Origin of the sequence: Burkholderia sp. BCC0044 (genome assembly GCF_902832955.1) — a bacterium.
Lineage (GTDB): Bacteria > Pseudomonadota > Gammaproteobacteria > Burkholderiales > Burkholderiaceae > Burkholderia.
The window spans coordinates 1,797,170-1,813,243 of sequence record NZ_CADFDO010000002.1 but is presented as its reverse complement, the minus strand read 5'-3'; the positions used below and the strand labels follow the sequence as shown (position 1 = coordinate 1,813,243).

Below are 16,074 nucleotides of genomic sequence, written 5' to 3'. Positions count from 1 at the left end.
ACCCCTCCCACACCACCGTGCGTACGGGTCCGTACACGGCGGTTCGGATCAGTTGATCGGCACTGGCCCGACCGACGGCAGACCCAGCGAGAGGAAGTAACGATTCGACAGCGCCTTGTTCAACGCTGGGCTGCAGCTAAGGCGCCATACACCGTGTGGCGAACCTGCCGTCTGGGCAGCGAGGTTGCGGTTCACGCCCCGCGCGACCAATTCCCCGAATCGGGTTCGACCACGCCTCCATTGCTTCCAGAAGAAGCAGCGAAGGCGGCGGCGGATCCATTCATCGAGTTTGTGGAGTACGTAGGGCGTTTCGCAGAAGCCGTAGTAGCCCCGCCACCCGGTCAGATATCGTTTCAGCTCGCCAATCATCTGGTCGACGCTGGTCCCTCGCGTGCGTTGGGTTAGTTCCCGGATGCGTTCCCTGAAGCGTTCCAGAGCCTTGGGCGCAATGCGCCTTCTAGCTTGGGCATGCACAGTGAACGTAAACCCAAGGAACTTGCGCGTGTGCGGCTGTGCAACGGCGCTCTTCGCTTCATTGACCTTCAGCTTCAGTTTGCTGGTGAGGAAGGCCTTCAGACCTAACATCACCCGCTGACCCGCGCGTTCACTCCGCACGTAGACGTTACAGTCGTCCGCGTACCGCACGAACTGCAGTCCGCGTCGCTCAAGCTCCCGATCAAGATCGTCGAGCATCAGGTTGGATAGCAGCGGTGACAGCGGACCGCCCTGGGGCGTACCTTCGTCCGTCGCGCCAACCAGCCCGTTTTCCAGCACGCCCGCCGTCAGGAACGCGCGGATCAGCCTGAGCATTCGCTTGTCGCTGACTCGCTTTGCTACCCGGGACATCAGGATGTCGTGGCTCACGCGATCGAAGAATTTCTCGAGGTCCAAATCCACAACCCAGCGCAGGCCCGCTTGAATGTGGCTTTGCGCGCGCTCCACAGCCTGATGCGCCGAGCGCCCCGGACGGAAGCCGTAACTGGCATCCGAGAACGTCGGGTCCCATTGCCTTTGCAGCACCTGCAACACCGCCTGTTGAACGAATCGATCAAGCGCGCACGGGATGCCGAGCTTGCGCACGCCCCCATCCGGCTTGGGTATCTCGACGCGTCTTACAGGTTGCGGTCTGTACGTGCCGTTCAGCAGTGTGGTCCGTATCGACGGCCAATACTCACGCAAGTGCGCCGGTAATTCCTGAACCGTCATGCCGTCCACGCCCGGTGCACCCTTGTTCGCTTTCACACGCTTCAACGCCTGCTTCAGGTTCTCCCTTTCGCAGACTTCTTCCATCAGTCGGTCGCAAGCCGACGGGCTTTCAGACTCGAAGTTCGCCGCCATAGGTTCAGCCCCTCGAGCGTCGTCCTTCGGGGCTTCACCCCTATCTCCGCCCCCCGAGGACGCGATGCGTTTTCTGCTGCGCTCCCATGTCGAGTTCACCGGCTTACTTGCCACTCCTTTCCGTTTGGGCCTTCAGGCGTCGCCGCCCTAATATGCCCGCTGCTGACTCCTGCACGGCGATCAACGCCCCTTGCGGTCCGTTCAGTCCTGATTCCAGGACGCCGGGCAGGCCTCCCGAGGTAAGCACAACCGCCTTCACCACACACCTGCCAGATTTACCACCCCAGCCCTTGATGGTTGGGGACTTCGCGATCATTAGCTCGCTCGTCCGGCCGGGTAGGCCTCATATCTGGTTTCTGTTCGTCAGGTCATGGCTTTGCTACACGCTTCCTTCAGACCCCGCCTCGCGACGACGCCCTTGCGTTTCACTAATCCTTCGCCCCATCAGGCTGGACAGGGGACTTACACCCCCAAGCTGTTGCGCATGCTCGGCGCACTAAAAAAAAGCCGGCTTGCGCCGGCTTAACGAAGGTTCTAGCGATTTCCGAGGGCCTGTGCCAGAACCTGAGAGACAAGGCTATCTTACCGAGCCCGTCTTTCCTCCAGCAGGCGTTACACCGACTATTTCTCGCCTCATTCTCCGATGCTCCGGCTAACGCTAGCCTCGACAAGCGGGCGCACCCCCGCTTCGCGACCTGCATTTGCGATCCGGCGCGTTTGGCGCTCGGACGTCAGTTGCTTTGAAGACTCCGCACGCATCGCCTATGCGCCCGAGCACACCAGCGACGACAATCTCAAGGTGCTCTGTCAGCGCTGCCGCCTTGCCCATGGCGCCGAGCATCGATGTGCCAGAGTCGCAGCCACGCGCCGGGCACGAAGAGCGATTGGCGACCTGTTCGACGATGCAGTAACGGGAGAAAGTGAATGAGTGCTGTCGATAGGAAACACCCGGTTGATGTCCCGACCGACCTCAACTCTGCAGAGAGACTCCGGCAACAGCCGTCGGCGAACGGCCCCGTGCCGGACAAGGAGATTTTCGTCGTTCACGCGTCCACGATGTGCGAAGGCAGCGACCCGGTACGCGCGTTCGCCACCAGAGAATCCGCCGAAGCATTCGCCCAAATGTGCCGCGACCACGAAGAAGCGCGCCCCCTTCCTCCTGGGATAGACGCGCCTGAACACGAATGGGACCGTTGGACGGAGTTGGACCGCACCTGGGAACAAACGCATCCGGCCGCGCCGCTCTCCCGCCGGGAGAGCTACGACGTCCTGACGCTCCCCTTCGACCCGTCCTGATCCGCAACGGATATTGCATGTTGCGGCGTCGTCCTATCGACGCCGGCAACAGCCTCCGCGTCAACCCGACAAGAACCCGCTGCGACCGTCACTTACGTGGCGACGGCGACGCAAGCAGTCTATACAGCGCCTGCCTCGAAATCCCCAGCGCCGCCGCAGCGTGGCTCTTGTTGCCGGCGGCCGCCTCGAGCGCGGCCTTCGCTTCGGCAACGCTCGGCAACGGTTTCTTCAGCTCCGTCTGCCGGGCGAACGTCGACAGGTACGCGTTCGCCTTCGACGGACGGCTGTGGCCGGCGGCCTCGACGACCCGGCGCTTCGCGTCCTCATGCGCGGCAGGATCAGGACGTGCCGGCGAACCCTTGATCGGCGCCGGCACCTCGGCCACCTGTTCATAGAGCGTCTGCAGATATTCGTGACGCAGCCCGTGGCTCGTCACGCCGATGCCGCTTTTGGTTACGCCATGCTTCGCGAGCACGTAGTAGTACCAGTCTCGCCACTGCTTCAGCGTTCGTCCGGCCGGAATCGTGGATCCCGTAACACCGTTGCTCAAGCGCGCCGCTTCCTCCAGGATCGCGACCTTCTTCTCGATCGGCACCTCCCGCGGCCGCCCGCCCTTCGTTCCGCGCGTCACTGCGAGCATGTGCGGATCGCGCACCGCTTCTGCCGGGCGCAGCATGAAGCTTTCTTCGACACGCAACCCAAACGCCGCCTGCATTTTGAGTTGCACCGCGGTGTACGGACACGTTTGCGCGATCTCTTCGATCTTCGCGACCGCGTCCACTCCGTTCACTGCCCATGACTTGTCTTCCGTCGCCACGTAGCTGCGCTCAAGGCCCATTTCACGGCGATCGACGTAGTCGCCGAGCGTCCCGACCAGATTCGCCTTGCCCAGCCATTGGGCGAGTGCTCGCAGATACGTGAGCTTGTTCTCGATCGTGCCGCCCGACTGCTTATCCTTGACCCATCGGTCAACGAGGTACTCGACGTGCTTGGTCTTCAGCGACCATGGCGTCTGCAGCGCGAACCCACCCTCGCGCAGTTCGACGAATGCCTTGCAGATCGCCGTCGCCCGATATTCCTGCGTCTTGATCGACAGCGCCCGTTTGCTGATCCGCGTCGCGCTATGAATCTCGGCGACATGCTGATCGAACAGCACCAGCAACGCGTCGCGAAACTCGGGCGACAGTCGATAGCGTCCCACAACAGACCGAACGTTGAGGATCGCAGCCATCCAATTACTCCTTGCGGTCGATACCGCTCCCACCAGGCGCAACCCGCCCGCCTCTTCCTATCGTCAATCGATCATCCGGAGCGCCGCATGCATCCGCATGCGCCCGTCCGCCAATCGCGCTCCGCGAAATCGCCGGCCACGATCCCAAGGATCGGTACCGACGCCATTCGCGAACCCATCGTACGATGCGCGGCCGCTCGGTCAAGAACCGCTCTGCGCTGCCCAGTCGGTCCACGGTCGGTTCCGCAGACGCGATCAGTCCGTGATCCGCCGGCGGCCATCGCTTCGCGCAAACGCTCCCCACGTCAGCCGACACAAGCCGGTCTGGATTGCTCGGGGCGACCCATAGGCGTTCACCTTTTCCGTCCGTTGCGCGCCCCTACCTGACGCGCCAACGGCTACTTCTTTCGCCCTCGCTCGCGCGAATGGCTCCGCCGGAATCCGCCGGCGCGGTCTTGCTGCTTCCTGTCCTTTAGCGATTCCATCCGATCAGCCCGCTGCATGGGAAGAGCATGCAATCCGACTGTCCATCCCGCTGCAATGACCGACGCAGTCCGCGCTTCGCGCAAACGGTCGCCGACCATTTCGCGCCCGCTTGTCGGACGCGCTGCGCGGATTCGCTCCGCCCAGTCCAGCTTCGTGGCTACCCTGCCAGCCTGACGCTCACGCGTCTCGGCGTCGACGAACCTGGCGGTCGCCGGCGCCGGGCTATGTGCCGGGCAATTCCTGTTGCGCATTTGGGTTACGGCTGCGCCTACCGTTCGTTCTTCCAATCAGGGAATCGCGACACCGGTTTTTCCGGTTCGCAAGACTTCCCCCGCCCCCAAGCACGTTCATGTCGGCCGCGGTGTGTCGGGCTTCCTGAACGCACCCAGCTCGTTCGCTGAAAGGGCGTGAGTAGACGCAAATGAGGTCGCGTGGACTGTCCGGTGTCCGGTGTCCACATGTCCTCATTGCGTCCCATTGCGGCAAACCGCCGCCGATCGTATGGATATCGCACTGTCCAGGGGTCCTCAAGGTGGACCACTGTGTACTTGATTTGCTTCAGAAAAAGGCCGCGTCAATGTGCGGCCCGGACATTTCACTGCGTTGGAGGCCCTGAACGGGGCCAGAAGGGACGTGTGAGCGCCAGGCGCTCCGGTTCGATGCGTCGATGACGCGGTAGGTGATGCCCAGAATAGGCCTTTTCGTCACGCTTAGCAGCGCGAAAGCTGTCGGGAAGTGCGCCGCTTTCCAAAACTTGACTTTGCGTACCGCTCGATAGACTGAATCACGCAATCTCGGACTTTATCCGGGAGATTCAAGGGCTCGCCGTTGCAATCTCCCACTCTATGTCCGACTTCGGTAACGGCCCATTCTCAATGTCCGACTTTATCCAGGACTTTCGTGAAGCGACGGTGCCGAAGTTCGACTCGGGGTTCGACGTTGCACTCGCCTTCCCTGAAACAGACACCAAAGGAGTCGCCCTTGAAAACTGCAGTCTTCGCTATCGACGTCGGTTACGGCAATACGAAATACGCGCACCGTGCCGCGAACAACGCCGTGGCCTCCGGAATGTTTCCGTCGCTCGCGCCGCTTGCGGCGAGTCGCTCGATCGCCGGATACGGCGACAGCGTATTGACGGCCCGCAAAGTAGCCACGATCGTGATCGACCAAGTCGAGTACGAGGTCGGCCCGGACGTTTCCCTGACTGCCGCGTACGGCAACACCGGCCGCGCGCTGGCGGACGACTACATTCTCACGAACAACTACGCTGCGTTGCTCCTCGGGGCGATCCACTTTTCCGGCGTGACCCATATCGAACGCCTGGTGCTCGGCCTGCCGGTTCACAACCTGAAGAAGTACGCGGGCGCGTTGATGGAGCGGTTCACCGGCACGCTGGATTTCGGCGCTGGACGCGTGAAGATCGACAAGGTCATGGTGATCCCGCAGCCGCTCGGCTCGCTCGTCCTTGCCTCCAGCAACCGGAAAGGCGGGTTTGGCCGGGACGTTGAACATCTCGTCGTCGACGTCGGCTACTTCACGACCGACTGGGTATACGCGAGCGGCTTCGCGATGGATGACAAGCGCAGCGGTGGCATGCCGGGCGGCGCATCGCAGATCTATCAGCGCATCGCCCAGTTAATTGCACGCGACCAGGGCGACGCGGTCGAGGACATCGAGCGGATCGACAAAGCGCTGCGCGAGCAGACGCCGTTCTTCTTCTACGGGAACGACATCGATCTCGCGCCCTATCTCGAGAAAGCGCAGCCGTTGATTTCGGGCGTCGTGAAGGAAATGCAAAACAACGTCGGCCGTCTGGCGAACGTTCGATCGATCATCCTGTCCGGTGGAGGCGCGGCACTCTATGCGTCCGTCATTCGTCAAGCGTTCCCGCGAGTCGTCATCGAGGTGATTGACGCACCGTGCCTCGCGAACGTTCGGGGGTTCCTGCTGGTCGGGGAATCCAGCGTCGCTCGCGAACGCCGATAAGGAGCGGACATGAGCGACAAGATCGAGATGACCATCACGATCAACGAGCTCGTGTCGCCGCTCCTGTTCGAGCGGTTGCGCACGTGTCCGTCGGCCCGTCGCCGGGCCGCCGTCCTCAAAGCATTGGCCGAATCAGCGCTTCGTCAGGAATTGACCGGGCAGGCGCGCATCGTAACGCCTGCAGTGGCCGCGCCTCCCGTCACGCCCGCATCACCCCTGGCCACGCAAGCGCGCGCGACCGGCGCCCACGACGACGACGCGTTTCAGGTACTCAGTGTTGGCGATGGGAGCCTTGACGGCGCGGGCTTCGACGACTCGCTTCACGATCAGCTGGGGGCATGGGCGTGACAACCCATCGGCTCGTTTTTTCGTGGCTTGCTTTTTGCATAGACCTGAGAGAATTGCAGTACGAGGTAGGTGTTCAAAACGTGTGACGCGTCTTGCATCGATAGAAAAGGAGAAGAAAATGCTGGAACTGATCGGGTGGATTCGGACGGGTGAAATCGTGGACAAGCTCACGTCGCCGCTATTTCTCGCGTGCGCTGCAGCGTTCATGATCGCGGGCTACTACTGCGCGGGCGCGCTCAGATCGGCGCAACGCCAAGGTGACGAATGAGCATCATCGGCGGTCTCCCTTCCACCATCGCCAGCGGCTACAGGGCATTGCCTTTCGTTTTGCGCCGCCTCGTTCTGGTCTTGGTGTACTCGCTGGTCTTCACGGCCGGCGCTTTCATGCACAACCATGGCGCGGGCGACATCGCCAGTCTGTTTCTTCTTGTTGGCGCGATCGGCACCCTTTGGGCTGCCGGGGCGTGGCGAGTCTTCAAGGTCGTCCTCCTTCTCGTCCTGGTTATCGTGGGCGACTAAGCAAAAAAAAAAGCGACTTCCCGAGGGAAGTCGCTTGTCGTCAGGTTTAGTGCGTCCGGCTCTTCTCTTTTTCTTCAAGCCACGCCATGCAAAAATCGACCGCCGGCTGAAACGCTTCATCCCGCAGGATATAGCGATCGTCGCCTTCGAGCTGCCGGTCGATCACATCGAAGCGCGGACCTTCGGAAACGTCCGCCGCCCCCTCTGACGCCACCCTGGCCGTCACCTCGATCACTTCAAACTCATCCAGCACCAGTCGAAACGCGCCCATCATTCACCTCGTGATGTGGCCCGGCGCAATACGGCCCGGAGGGGACGTATCCCCACCGGGTAAGATAAAAATGTGCCGACGAATGCCGGCGTCGAAATCACATCGCTGCACACATTCCGCTACTGCCGGTACGCGACAGGTTCCGCCTCCGCGATTCTTCGCGTGCCAGTTGCCTGGCCCGCACGAGATCACGCTTTTGGGCCCGCCGCTGGTGCTGCAGTTTCCATACGTCGCAGAAATCCACGCCCTCGACCACTGACTTAACGATCGAGACGCGCTTGCCAAGCGCACGAATGCGATCTGCAAGAAGCTGCGCATGATGTTCGCCCGGCCTGACGCCGCGCCGTTGGTCAACCTTGTCGCGATCGGCGTAGATGATCACGTGGTCGTAATCGTCCCAGTTGATGTCGGCGCGCTCGAGGCCACCACAATTCAGCAGGCAGCGGACTTCGATGCGATTCTCGTACCGTGCGACGACCGCAAAGCCAGTCTCGGCGCCCTCCACCAGCGCCAGGGTGCGAGACCTCGTCGTGTTAAGCCGCACCGATGACCCAAAACTGCCGGCCGGCGCACTCATCTCCAACTTCGCTCGCGATTTCCCATTCTTGGTGAGAAAGGGAACCTTCTCCCCGTCGGCCGTGAGGTAGGTGCGATGGACACGCCGCGGCTTGCCGGCCTGCGACCGTGCTCGCTGAAGCATCACGGGAAACTTCCCCTGCTTTTTGCCAAAGGCGTCGACGTACTCCATCCCAGGGTGACAGCGCACGTCGCGCCCGATCCACTCGAGCCGTAGCCCGGGAATCCGCGTCGAAAGGTAGGTCCACGCGGGCGAGTCGACCGTCACCGGAGCGGCACCGTCCCACGCAGCCTGCATGTCGCGACACTTCTGCTCGTCGGTTTTTTCGGGCCGGACCGGGACAGGCTTCGCCTTGCGCACCATCGCGGGGGGAATCCCGCCGTTGTAATTGTCGGTCTCGAGCTCGTAGAAGATCTCGCGATACGGCTTGCCCGTCACCTCATGGATCAGCGTCGCCCCCATTCCACCCTTCAGGCAGCGGGCGCAATGCCAACCCCCGTTGGGGTCTCGTTCAGGCGGGAAGATCCGGAAGGTCTCCTCGCCATCGCAAAGCGGACAGGTCCACCACCGCCCTTTTCCACTCAAAAATCGGCTGTCGATGTAATGCGGAAAAACATTGGTCCAGTCGATGGCCGCGAGATCCAGCTTCTTCAGCTCTCCCATGATTCGTCCTCCGTTCGCACAACGGCGAAAACGCGTGCATCCGCCACCCATCGGATAGCAGGCACTGTTGAATCAACAAACCTTCCTACCGCCGCGAGCTCCAACGGGACGTCGAATCGACGCGACAGGCAGAGCCCCGCGCGGGACGAAAGGCAAAAACACTTCACGTTCACGGATCTCTCCAGTTGGACTGCGGGTTTTTCGATGCCTGAGACAGGCGCAGAAACGCTTGCTCAACGAAGCCGCGCGCGGGCGCGTCGGCTTGGTTCAGCAACGTCAGCGGAACAGGAAAATGCGGGAGGGAAGGAAGACGGCGTGCGATGTGCCCGAAGGCACGTCGCACGCTATAGGTGAGAAAAAACGGGAGGGAGAATCGGGATGGTGAGCCCTTGCGGGAAACCCTTCGAATCAGACCGATTTAATTAGGGTCTGATACTAAAAAGGGATGTCGTCATCCATCTCGTCGAAACCACCACCACCGCCATACGACTGCGACTGAGCCGGCGGGGGTGCCGAGTGTTGCGGACGCGCCGCAGCGTTTGCTGGCGACTGACCGGACGGCTGTCGTGAGGCCGGGGCGCTTGTATGACGACGCGTGCCCTGCTCGAACTCGTTGTCGCCACCGTGGCCACCGCCGTCACCGCGACCGCCGCCGTTGCGGCCGCCGAGCATCTGCATCTGGTCGGCGACGATCTCGGTCGAGTAACGATCCTGCCCGTCCTGGCCTTGCCATTTGCGAGTGCGGATGCGGCCTTCGACGTAGATCGAGCTGCCCTTTTTCAGGTACTCGCTCACGATCTCGGCCAATCGGCCGAAGAATGAGATGCGATGCCACTCGGTCATTTCCTTGTAGTCGCCGCTCGCCTTGTCCTTATAGCGATCGGTCGTCGCGACGCGAACGTTCGCGACCGCGTCGCCGCTGGGCAGATATCGCACTTCCGGATCGGCGCCAAGATTGCCGACGATGATCACTTTGTTAACAGATGCCACCTAGAACTCCTTCACGTGGTAATCGACCACAGCCACTTGTCCCACATGACTTGCTGGCCGTTTTTCAGAATGGGGGAGCCGTCTTCCTTGCGGAAGGCCGGCACTTTGATCTTGCGGAGGCGCTTCACAGTGACGATTTCACCGACGCGGCAACCGCACTCGTTGATCGCCTCTTTCAAGCCTTCTCCCTGCAGAACACGCTCGCCGCTACGCGTATCGAGACGCAGCGCGAAAGACGTGTAGGTGGAAGCCCTTCCGGGACGACGATTGGGAAACTCCTCTTCTCCCCAGCCGGTAATCCGGCCTTTGACGGCGGCTGATTGGCCCACGTCATCGCTGCGAGTACGATGAGTTCGAAACCTACTGGACTCGCTTGTGGACTCTGCGTGGTGCCGCTCGTCTTCGGCGTCAGTTGCCGGTTGCTGCGCATCTAACGCCCGAGGCGACCAACCGTCCGAGCCTGCAGCGGTTGAAGCGCCTCCCAAAGCAGAAGACGCCGGCACGCTTGCGCGGCGGATCGCGGTCGCTATCGCGTCCTTCAGCGAGACCGAGTGCTGATGCAGCATCGCCCAGTGCGGCGCGAGCGCCGGCAGGATCTTCGTGCCGAACATCGTGTCGCCAGGTGCGTCATCGAACGCGGGCACGAACTCGACGACACAGTCGCCCTCGTCGACGAACAGATGGATGACTCCCTCGATCGTCACGAGCGTCTCGTTGTCCGCGCCAGTGCCGACAGCTTTCGCGCTGCCGCATGCTGACGAGCGCGGTTCGACCGCCGACACCGATGCCCGAGGGCTGCCCGGGAAGGCCTGAGCGAGCACGCGCGTGAAGAACATGGCTACACCGCCCATTGCGCCTCCAGCGAAAGCTGACCGCTGCACCAGCGATTGAGTCGGTTGAAGTCATAGTTGAGCAACGGAACATCGCGGATCGCGTCCTGCATCGCGCGCGGTCGGACACGACCGAGTGCGCAGACGATCGAGTAGGGAATCGCCCCGGTCCATAGCTCCATGATCCAGCCGAGCGTCGCGTAGTAGTCGACCTTGTCGACCGGCCGGTTGCACAGCCGTTGATGCAGCATTTCGGCGCAGTCGATCAACGCCTCGGGGACGTTGTCGCTATGCCGGCTGTCGAGAGCGAAGAAGACCACGGCCTCGGCGAGCTTCTCCCGCACGTGCGGCTCCCAGCGATCGGGATCCGGCAAAGGATCGGGTTTGGGTGGAGTGATGAGAATCGGCGAATCACCGCCGAACATGTCGAGCTGCCAACCAGCAACTTGCGGTTTCATGAGCGTGCTCCGGATATCAACCGGGCACCTCATTCCCCTTACCGGGAACGTGGTTCCCGGTGGGAGATAGGACGACCATGCGAATTGCTTCGCACGGTCGGACTGGGGCGACTTACTTCGTGCCAGTTTTCAGATGGTGGGCATTCGTCTGGTTCGACGAAGCCTTGATGGGGATGACAACTGCGGATTTCGCATACTGACGTTGCGGGGCAACCGGTGCCTTCCCATCGGAATGCACAGGTGCGACGGCACTTCGGTTCGCGTGCCGCGGACTCTCGTCAGCATCGTGACGATCGGCGCTATCACGCTCGGGCTGATGCGATGCTTTCTTCGCGCCATTCTTGAAGTGGTTGTACGCAGCACCCGCCATCAACAGCGCGACGATGATCGAGTGCGCCGCGATGTAGACCGCCAAGCACAGTGCGAGGAACTTGACCGGCGATTTGAACGCGCCGCTGAAAAGGGACTTCAACATGTTTCTCTCCAGAGAAAATCGAACAAGGGAATGTCCGGACAACGCCCGGTGGTTTCGATGCTCGGAACGAGCAAGGAAATCGGCGCAAAGCGCTTTCGTCTGCGACCTCGTTGGTCAACACACGAAATCGCTCAAGGCCGATTAACTGGGAAGGCGCGGGCAAGCCGCGAAATGGCAGAGCCGGATGGCTCAGGAAGGTCGATGCGTCGGAAACGCGTGATAGAAGTAGGGTAAGCCGCACCAACGCACGGTGCACTCGGAATGCTCGCCAATCGCGTACAGCTTTGGCCGAACCGTCCGAACGCAACCGGTTGTGGGGCAAAACCGAGAATGCTCCAGAAAATCGTATAGCTTTCTCCGGAACTTGACTTCGAAAAATCGGAGACAAACTGGACGCGTCACTTCATCAACCGAGGCGCATCCCAATGTTCTGGATTCTCATCGTTGTCGCCAGTGTCTGGGCACTGGTCAAGCACTACGCGAAGGCCCATCCCCGTCGCCAATCGCCTCCCCCGGTTACCAGGAGCCAGGCATCGGGCGATGCTGGCGAGGCGCGCGTGCTCGGCGAGCTGCGCCGCGTCCTGTCGCAGCTCTGCGGCAACGACTTCTACGTCCACCCCACTGCGCTGCTGCTGCTCCACGCGCCTGGCACCGAGTTCCCGACCGCCGAAGTCGACCATCTGGTTGTCACGCCGTTTGGCATCTTCGTGATCGAGACCAAGAACTGGGCCGGCACCATTACGCCTGGCAGCAGCGCCGATACGGTCGTGTGCCACCTGCCGAGCGGCAAGCTCGAGGAACGGCGCTCGCCGATCAGCCAAAACCGGGCCAAGGTTGCCTTCCTCCGCGGCACGTTGCCCTCCGTCTGGAACGTCCAGGGCCTCGGCGTCTTCGCGAACGACAACCGCTCGCTCTCCCCCAACCTGCCGCTTGCGCTCGTCACTCTGCCCGATCTGGGCTACTGGTTGCGTACCCAACGAGATCGCCACGCGAAGTCCGGAAATCCGAACATCAACGTGCGGGCCGCGTGGAGCGTCGTGCGCCGCCTGAGCGTGGACGACCCGACCGGATCGGCGCTATCGGCTCACCGCCATAAAGTTGCCGCAGATTCATCCGTAAACATATGACCACCGGTTTACATTTTCTTACAGTCTGTAACTTCTAGTTTCAGATCGCTGACGCGCGCCATTTGGCGAAAGACACATTGTTTCGTGCAGCTTTCGCTTCTTGGCACTGAAAAGCGCCGCGTAAGCTGGTGCAGGCCGCCAGGTCTCAATTCCGTCGGACGGGGCGTCACCCGATCCGGCAATCCGCCGAACCCGTGCCAGGGAAGGCCCAACCTCTACTGGAGAGCGCTTTGTCCAAGAAGCCGCCGAAGAAGCCCGAAGACGACGAGAACTTCAACCCGACCGTTCCTGACAATGCCACGTCGGCGGACGGCGATCTCGAACTGAAAGCCACGTTCGCGCATGTGCCGGACCAGCTTGAACTCACCACCGCCGCCCGCGAGATGTTCACCGGGCTGCCGGACAGCCTGATTAGAACAATCATTCAGGAAAGTGAGGAAGTCGCCCACTCGACGCGCAAGATCCTGCAGGAGCACATGCGGATCGGTGGCAATTTCGCCCACATCCATGCATCCGTCATCGGCCATTTCGTCAGCACGCAAGGCGACAACCAGAAGGTCAGGAACCGGGCGGCCGAGCTGGTCTACTCTTTCCTCACCAAGGTGTTCCAGAAGTCGAAGTCGTCGGTCAGCCTGTACATCCGTGTCTACAACAAGTTCTCGAGCAACATCGGCGCGGTCGAAATGTTGACGTACAGCGATATGTCGCTGCTGGTGCACAACCACATCGGCGACGACATCATCGAGAAGGTGATCGAAGCGAAGCGCGATGACCCGACGCTCACGAAGAGCGAAGTCAAACAGCTCATCGCGACGCTGGAAGACCAAATCGCCGGAAAGGACAACAGCATCGAGGAGGCAACTTCGCAACTGCATGCCACCATCGGCCGGCTGGACGACGCTCAGAAGGAAATCGACCGCCTGTCGGCCGAACTCAGCAACGTTCGGCAGGAGCAATCTCGCGAGAAAGTGAGAGCCCAGGAGACGCAGGTTTCCCTCGCATCGACCGGCAAACAGGTCGCGACGCTACAACAGACGCTCGCCAACAAAGAGCGCGAGGTCGAGCAGCTCACCGCCGATATCGTCAGGCTCAAGGCGAACCCGGTGAAGACTGAAGTGCCGGTACCGACCCTGCCCGAGTCCTACACGAGCCTTCAGGAAGCGGTAAAGGACAAGCTCGCCGAACACGAGGCCATCGACCTTCAACTTCAACAAGCCAAGGCGGAATTGTCTGACCTCGAGGCACGTGCGAACGAGCAGCGCGCAGCGATCGAAGCGAGCGAGGTGCTCGAAAAGAAGATCCGCGGCCTGATCGACACCTTCAGCTCATTCGTGCAGGACTATCACAGCGCGCAGTTGCTCGCGACAGCAGACGGAAACCCGGCCCGCTTCAAGCCGCTGTTCCAGGCCTTCAGTGACCTGATCGGCAAGTTCCACGGTGAGGTGACGGCGGCCGTACGCGCCTGATTTCGCCCGGGCCACGCTTTATTGTTGTGCAGTAGAAGAGAGACTCAGAAAAATGGACAAGAAAAACTCGCGCGAGACCTACCGTTCGATCGAGCGACTGTACGTACCCAACTGGTTGGCCGAGCGCATCCAGGTGACAAACTTCGACCTCGTCGATCAGATGAGATGGCTGCTCGAAATGAATGGGGATTTCAACGACATCCTCGCCGTCGAGCGCAAAGAGATCGACCACGTCAAACATAACGAGGAGTCGTTGCGCAACCTACTGCGCACGCCGTTCCTGATGGTCGCGCCGACCCTCGAGTCGGTCGAGGACTGGCGCTGCTTCGTCGACGACACCCCCACGACCATCGCGGTCGACCAGCTGATGCGCAAGCTTCCCCCGCTGGACGCGCTCGCGAAGTTCTCTGTCGAACAGCACAACCGGGTCTTCCTTGATCTGGTCACGAGCGTCATTCACCTCAGCGTACTGGCCGCTCCGCTTCTCGGGGTTACGACCGAGGTGGTCGCCTACCTCGCGTCCGTACCGACCTACAAGCTGCGGATCGCACTCGGCCGAATGAACGGACTGCCGCTGTTTCGTTGGCGCTTCAACACGCCGACCTTCTGGTATCAGTTCACCGCCAGTGATCTGACCGACGAGATGGTGGCGCACCAGATCATGGCGACTTCGCCGATCAGGATGAACAGCGCGCCCGGCAAGGCCGGCTGGAGCGAATTGCGCTTGCCCCGCGAGAAGAACGAGACGTACGCACATGCCCTGATGGCATATGGATGCCGCGCGTCCACGGCCGCCAGCCTGTTTCGCCTGAATCAGAACGCGATGCGCCAACGGTATGTCGAAATGCATGGCACCAGCTCACCGTGCGGCAACACGCCGAACTCGCTCAACTGGTTTGTCGAGACGCCGACCAATCGCCTGCACGGCACGATCTTCACGTGGCTGTACCGCGCGGCGCTCGCTTCAGGCGCCAACGCACCGCAAGCGCTGATCGCAACCAACGACGTCTACCAGCAGATCTTCGGTGGCCAACACGCAATCTCCGTCGACCGCGGCTGCAACCTTACGCGGGCGATGGCCGCCGATAACCGGCTCACGATCGCACCGTGCCGGACCTGCCGCACGGAATACATCGTCAGCAACAACGATACCAAGATCGAAATGCACCATAGCTTCGATTGCCCCGCCTGCACGGGACAGCTTGGCGCGAAGCGACGTAGCACCAAGGCGAGGACGCGCAATGGCGAATGACGATAATTGCGCGGCGCCTCACGCCCTTCCGGACTTGCCGGCAAGCCTGATCGTGATCAACGGCGATCGCCGGCCGCAGTTCGCATGGTATGACGCCGAAACCGAGCAGTACTACTCCGAGGCCGACGGGCGCGTCATCGTCGACGTCCAAGCTGCGCTGCCGTGGGCAGCGGTCTATGTTCACTAGAGGGCACATGGACGATCTCGCCTACCTGGTCGCCGAAAGCAACGCCGCGTGGCTCGACGGCCGCGGCGATGGCCGATTCGAGCGCTACGAACGGTTCTATCAAGCGCAGCGGGAGACAAGGGCGGGGTCGTTCGAGCTCGAGCAGATCAATGAGGCTTATCCCGATTGGGTTGGAAGTCAGCCTCCGCCGGTGCTTGGAATGCTGGCCAAACCGTGGTTCGGTAAGGTGCTGGTCGCCCTCACCTGCATGTACGTCGGTGCTGCAGCCGTCCCCGCCGTGTCAATGGCAATCCCGTATAAATCAACCGCGTTGCTGGGCGTGGCGTTCATCGGCCTGCGGATATTCCACTGGAAGCGGCGCAAGTCCCGATGACGGCAGACCTTGACTCCCGCCTGATGGCGGGATTTTTTTGCCGACTCGCCATTAAGTCTGATGAAATTTAACCGTAATTTAGAATTGGCGTTTTTTTGGCTCGCCCAAGCCATTTCGAAAACTGGGCCGTCGGCCACGCGGACTTGACTTCGCGGCCACGTCGGTAGGATGGAATCAAGGGTTCGCGGTGGGCGAGCCCAA

18 protein-coding genes are annotated in these 16,074 nt (G+C 61.4%); 10 read left to right on the top strand and 8 right to left on the bottom strand.

Annotated elements, in window-relative coordinates; genetic code table 11:
* Nucleotides 1-48: 48 nt before the first annotated feature.
* Complete coding sequence (ltrA, locus tag HWX14_RS16585; protein WP_170297404.1) at nt 49-1,338, bottom strand: group II intron reverse transcriptase/maturase; 1,290 nt, start codon at nt 1,336-1,338, stop codon at nt 49-51.
* A 924-nt stretch (nt 1,339-2,262) separates the two neighbouring features.
* On the opposite strand from ltrA, the gene HWX14_RS16580 reads away from it, so the two are divergent.
* Nucleotides 2,263-2,634 carry a hypothetical protein gene (locus tag HWX14_RS16580; protein WP_151062630.1) on the top strand — a complete coding sequence of 124 codons (372 nt, stop codon included), beginning with the start codon at nt 2,263-2,265 and terminating at the stop codon, nt 2,632-2,634.
* An 88-nt stretch (nt 2,635-2,722) separates the two neighbouring features.
* On the opposite strand, the gene HWX14_RS16575 is transcribed toward HWX14_RS16580, so the two are convergent.
* Nucleotides 2,723-3,865 carry an integrase domain-containing protein gene (locus tag HWX14_RS16575; protein ID WP_151062631.1) on the bottom strand — a complete coding sequence of 381 codons (1,143 nt, stop codon included), beginning with the start codon at nt 3,863-3,865 and terminating at the stop codon, nt 2,723-2,725.
* Nucleotides 3,866-5,332: 1,467 nt separating this feature from the next.
* Between HWX14_RS16575 and HWX14_RS16570 the strand changes: the two genes are divergently transcribed.
* From HWX14_RS16570 to HWX14_RS16555, 4 genes are all read left to right on the top strand, one after another.
* Nucleotides 5,333-6,337, top strand: a complete 1,005-nt coding sequence (locus HWX14_RS16570; protein ID WP_062911823.1) for a PRTRC system protein D — start codon at nt 5,333-5,335, stop codon at nt 6,335-6,337.
* A gap of 9 nt (nt 6,338-6,346) precedes the next feature.
* Nucleotides 6,347-6,685, top strand: a complete 339-nt coding sequence (locus HWX14_RS16565) for a hypothetical protein (protein ID WP_062911822.1) — start codon at nt 6,347-6,349, stop codon at nt 6,683-6,685.
* Nucleotides 6,686-6,803: 118 nt separating this feature from the next.
* On the top strand, nt 6,804-6,953 hold the full coding sequence (locus HWX14_RS16560) for a hypothetical protein (protein ID WP_170297405.1): 150 nt from the start codon (nt 6,804-6,806) through the stop codon (nt 6,951-6,953).
* Nucleotides 6,950-7,204, top strand: a complete 255-nt coding sequence (locus HWX14_RS16555) for a hypothetical protein (protein WP_062911821.1) — start codon at nt 6,950-6,952, stop codon at nt 7,202-7,204. Before HWX14_RS16560 ends, HWX14_RS16555 begins: the two co-directional genes overlap by 4 nt.
* A 46-nt stretch (nt 7,205-7,250) precedes the next feature.
* Here the strand turns inward: HWX14_RS16555 and HWX14_RS16550 are convergent, their stop codons facing one another.
* The 6 genes from HWX14_RS16550 to HWX14_RS16525 all read right to left on the bottom strand — a co-directional run bounded on the left by HWX14_RS16550 (nt 7,251) and on the right by HWX14_RS16525 (nt 11,468).
* Nucleotides 7,251-7,478, bottom strand: coding sequence for a hypothetical protein (locus HWX14_RS16550; protein WP_211195073.1), 228 nt, complete (start codon nt 7,476-7,478; stop codon nt 7,251-7,253).
* Nucleotides 7,479-7,572: 94 nt separating this feature from the next.
* Nucleotides 7,573-8,715, bottom strand: coding sequence for a toprim domain-containing protein (locus HWX14_RS16545; protein ID WP_151062632.1), 1,143 nt, complete (start codon nt 8,713-8,715; stop codon nt 7,573-7,575).
* A 435-nt stretch (nt 8,716-9,150) separates the two neighbouring features.
* Complete coding sequence (locus tag HWX14_RS16540) at nt 9,151-9,705, bottom strand: single-stranded DNA-binding protein (RefSeq protein WP_151062634.1); 555 nt, start codon at nt 9,703-9,705, stop codon at nt 9,151-9,153.
* 11 nt (nt 9,706-9,716) lie between these two features.
* The gene (locus HWX14_RS16535; protein ID WP_333975574.1) at nt 9,717-10,541 is read right to left on the bottom strand and encodes a hypothetical protein; all 825 of its coding nucleotides are present in this window, start codon (nt 10,539-10,541) and stop codon (nt 9,717-9,719) included.
* Between the two features lie 2 nt (nt 10,542-10,543).
* Nucleotides 10,544-10,993 carry a hypothetical protein gene (locus tag HWX14_RS16530; protein ID WP_062911817.1) on the bottom strand — a complete coding sequence of 150 codons (450 nt, stop codon included), beginning with the start codon at nt 10,991-10,993 and terminating at the stop codon, nt 10,544-10,546.
* A 112-nt stretch (nt 10,994-11,105) separates the two neighbouring features.
* Nucleotides 11,106-11,468: a hypothetical protein gene (locus HWX14_RS16525; protein WP_062911816.1), complete on the bottom strand. Its 363-nt coding sequence runs from the start codon at nt 11,466-11,468 to the stop codon at nt 11,106-11,108.
* A gap of 425 nt (nt 11,469-11,893) precedes the next feature.
* On the opposite strand from HWX14_RS16525, the gene HWX14_RS16520 reads away from it, so the two are divergent.
* From HWX14_RS16520 to HWX14_RS16500, 5 genes are all read left to right on the top strand, one after another.
* On the top strand, nt 11,894-12,595 hold the full coding sequence (locus tag HWX14_RS16520; RefSeq protein ID WP_151062636.1) for a nuclease-related domain-containing protein: 702 nt from the start codon (nt 11,894-11,896) through the stop codon (nt 12,593-12,595).
* A gap of 230 nt (nt 12,596-12,825) precedes the next feature.
* Nucleotides 12,826-14,061, top strand: coding sequence for a hypothetical protein (locus tag HWX14_RS16515; protein ID WP_062911814.1), 1,236 nt, complete (start codon nt 12,826-12,828; stop codon nt 14,059-14,061).
* Nucleotides 14,062-14,113: 52 nt separating this feature from the next.
* Nucleotides 14,114-15,313, top strand: coding sequence for a FlhC family transcriptional regulator (locus HWX14_RS16510; RefSeq protein WP_062911813.1), 1,200 nt, complete (start codon nt 14,114-14,116; stop codon nt 15,311-15,313).
* Nucleotides 15,303-15,500 carry a hypothetical protein gene (locus HWX14_RS16505; RefSeq protein WP_062911812.1) on the top strand — a complete coding sequence of 66 codons (198 nt, stop codon included), beginning with the start codon at nt 15,303-15,305 and terminating at the stop codon, nt 15,498-15,500. Before HWX14_RS16510 ends, HWX14_RS16505 begins: the two co-directional genes overlap by 11 nt.
* A 7-nt stretch (nt 15,501-15,507) precedes the next feature.
* Nucleotides 15,508-15,873, top strand: a complete 366-nt coding sequence (locus HWX14_RS16500; RefSeq protein WP_151062638.1) for a hypothetical protein — start codon at nt 15,508-15,510, stop codon at nt 15,871-15,873.
* Nucleotides 15,874-16,074 lie beyond the last annotated feature (201 nt).

Bases quoted from the DNA above. Each gene is read 5' to 3' on its own strand.
- HWX14_RS16555 (WP_062911821.1), top strand. From the start codon at position 6,950: ATGAGCATCATCGGCGGTCTCCCTTCCACCATCGCCAGCGGCTACAGG.
- HWX14_RS16525 (WP_062911816.1), bottom strand. From the start codon at position 11,468: ATGTTGAAGTCCCTTTTCAGCGGCGCGTTCAAATCGCCGGTCAAGTTC.
- HWX14_RS16500 (WP_151062638.1), top strand. From the start codon at position 15,508: ATGGACGATCTCGCCTACCTGGTCGCCGAAAGCAACGCCGCGTGGCTC.
- HWX14_RS16580 (WP_151062630.1), top strand. From the start codon at position 2,263: ATGAGTGCTGTCGATAGGAAACACCCGGTTGATGTCCCGACCGACCTC.
- HWX14_RS16575 (WP_151062631.1), bottom strand. From the start codon at position 3,865: ATGGCTGCGATCCTCAACGTTCGGTCTGTTGTGGGACGCTATCGACTG.
- HWX14_RS16560 (WP_170297405.1), top strand. From the start codon at position 6,804: ATGCTGGAACTGATCGGGTGGATTCGGACGGGTGAAATCGTGGACAAG.
- HWX14_RS16535 (WP_333975574.1), bottom strand. From the start codon at position 10,541: ATGTTCTTCACGCGCGTGCTCGCTCAGGCCTTCCCGGGCAGCCCTCGG.
- HWX14_RS16530 (WP_062911817.1), bottom strand. From the start codon at position 10,993: ATGAAACCGCAAGTTGCTGGTTGGCAGCTCGACATGTTCGGCGGTGAT.
- ltrA (WP_170297404.1), bottom strand. From the start codon at position 1,338: ATGGCGGCGAACTTCGAGTCTGAAAGCCCGTCGGCTTGCGACCGACTG.
- HWX14_RS16545 (WP_151062632.1), bottom strand. From the start codon at position 8,715: ATGGGAGAGCTGAAGAAGCTGGATCTCGCGGCCATCGACTGGACCAAT.
- HWX14_RS16505 (WP_062911812.1), top strand. From the start codon at position 15,303: ATGGCGAATGACGATAATTGCGCGGCGCCTCACGCCCTTCCGGACTTG.
- HWX14_RS16510 (WP_062911813.1), top strand. From the start codon at position 14,114: ATGGACAAGAAAAACTCGCGCGAGACCTACCGTTCGATCGAGCGACTG.
- HWX14_RS16565 (WP_062911822.1), top strand. From the start codon at position 6,347: ATGAGCGACAAGATCGAGATGACCATCACGATCAACGAGCTCGTGTCG.
- HWX14_RS16520 (WP_151062636.1), top strand. From the start codon at position 11,894: ATGTTCTGGATTCTCATCGTTGTCGCCAGTGTCTGGGCACTGGTCAAG.
- HWX14_RS16550 (WP_211195073.1), bottom strand. From the start codon at position 7,478: ATGATGGGCGCGTTTCGACTGGTGCTGGATGAGTTTGAAGTGATCGAG.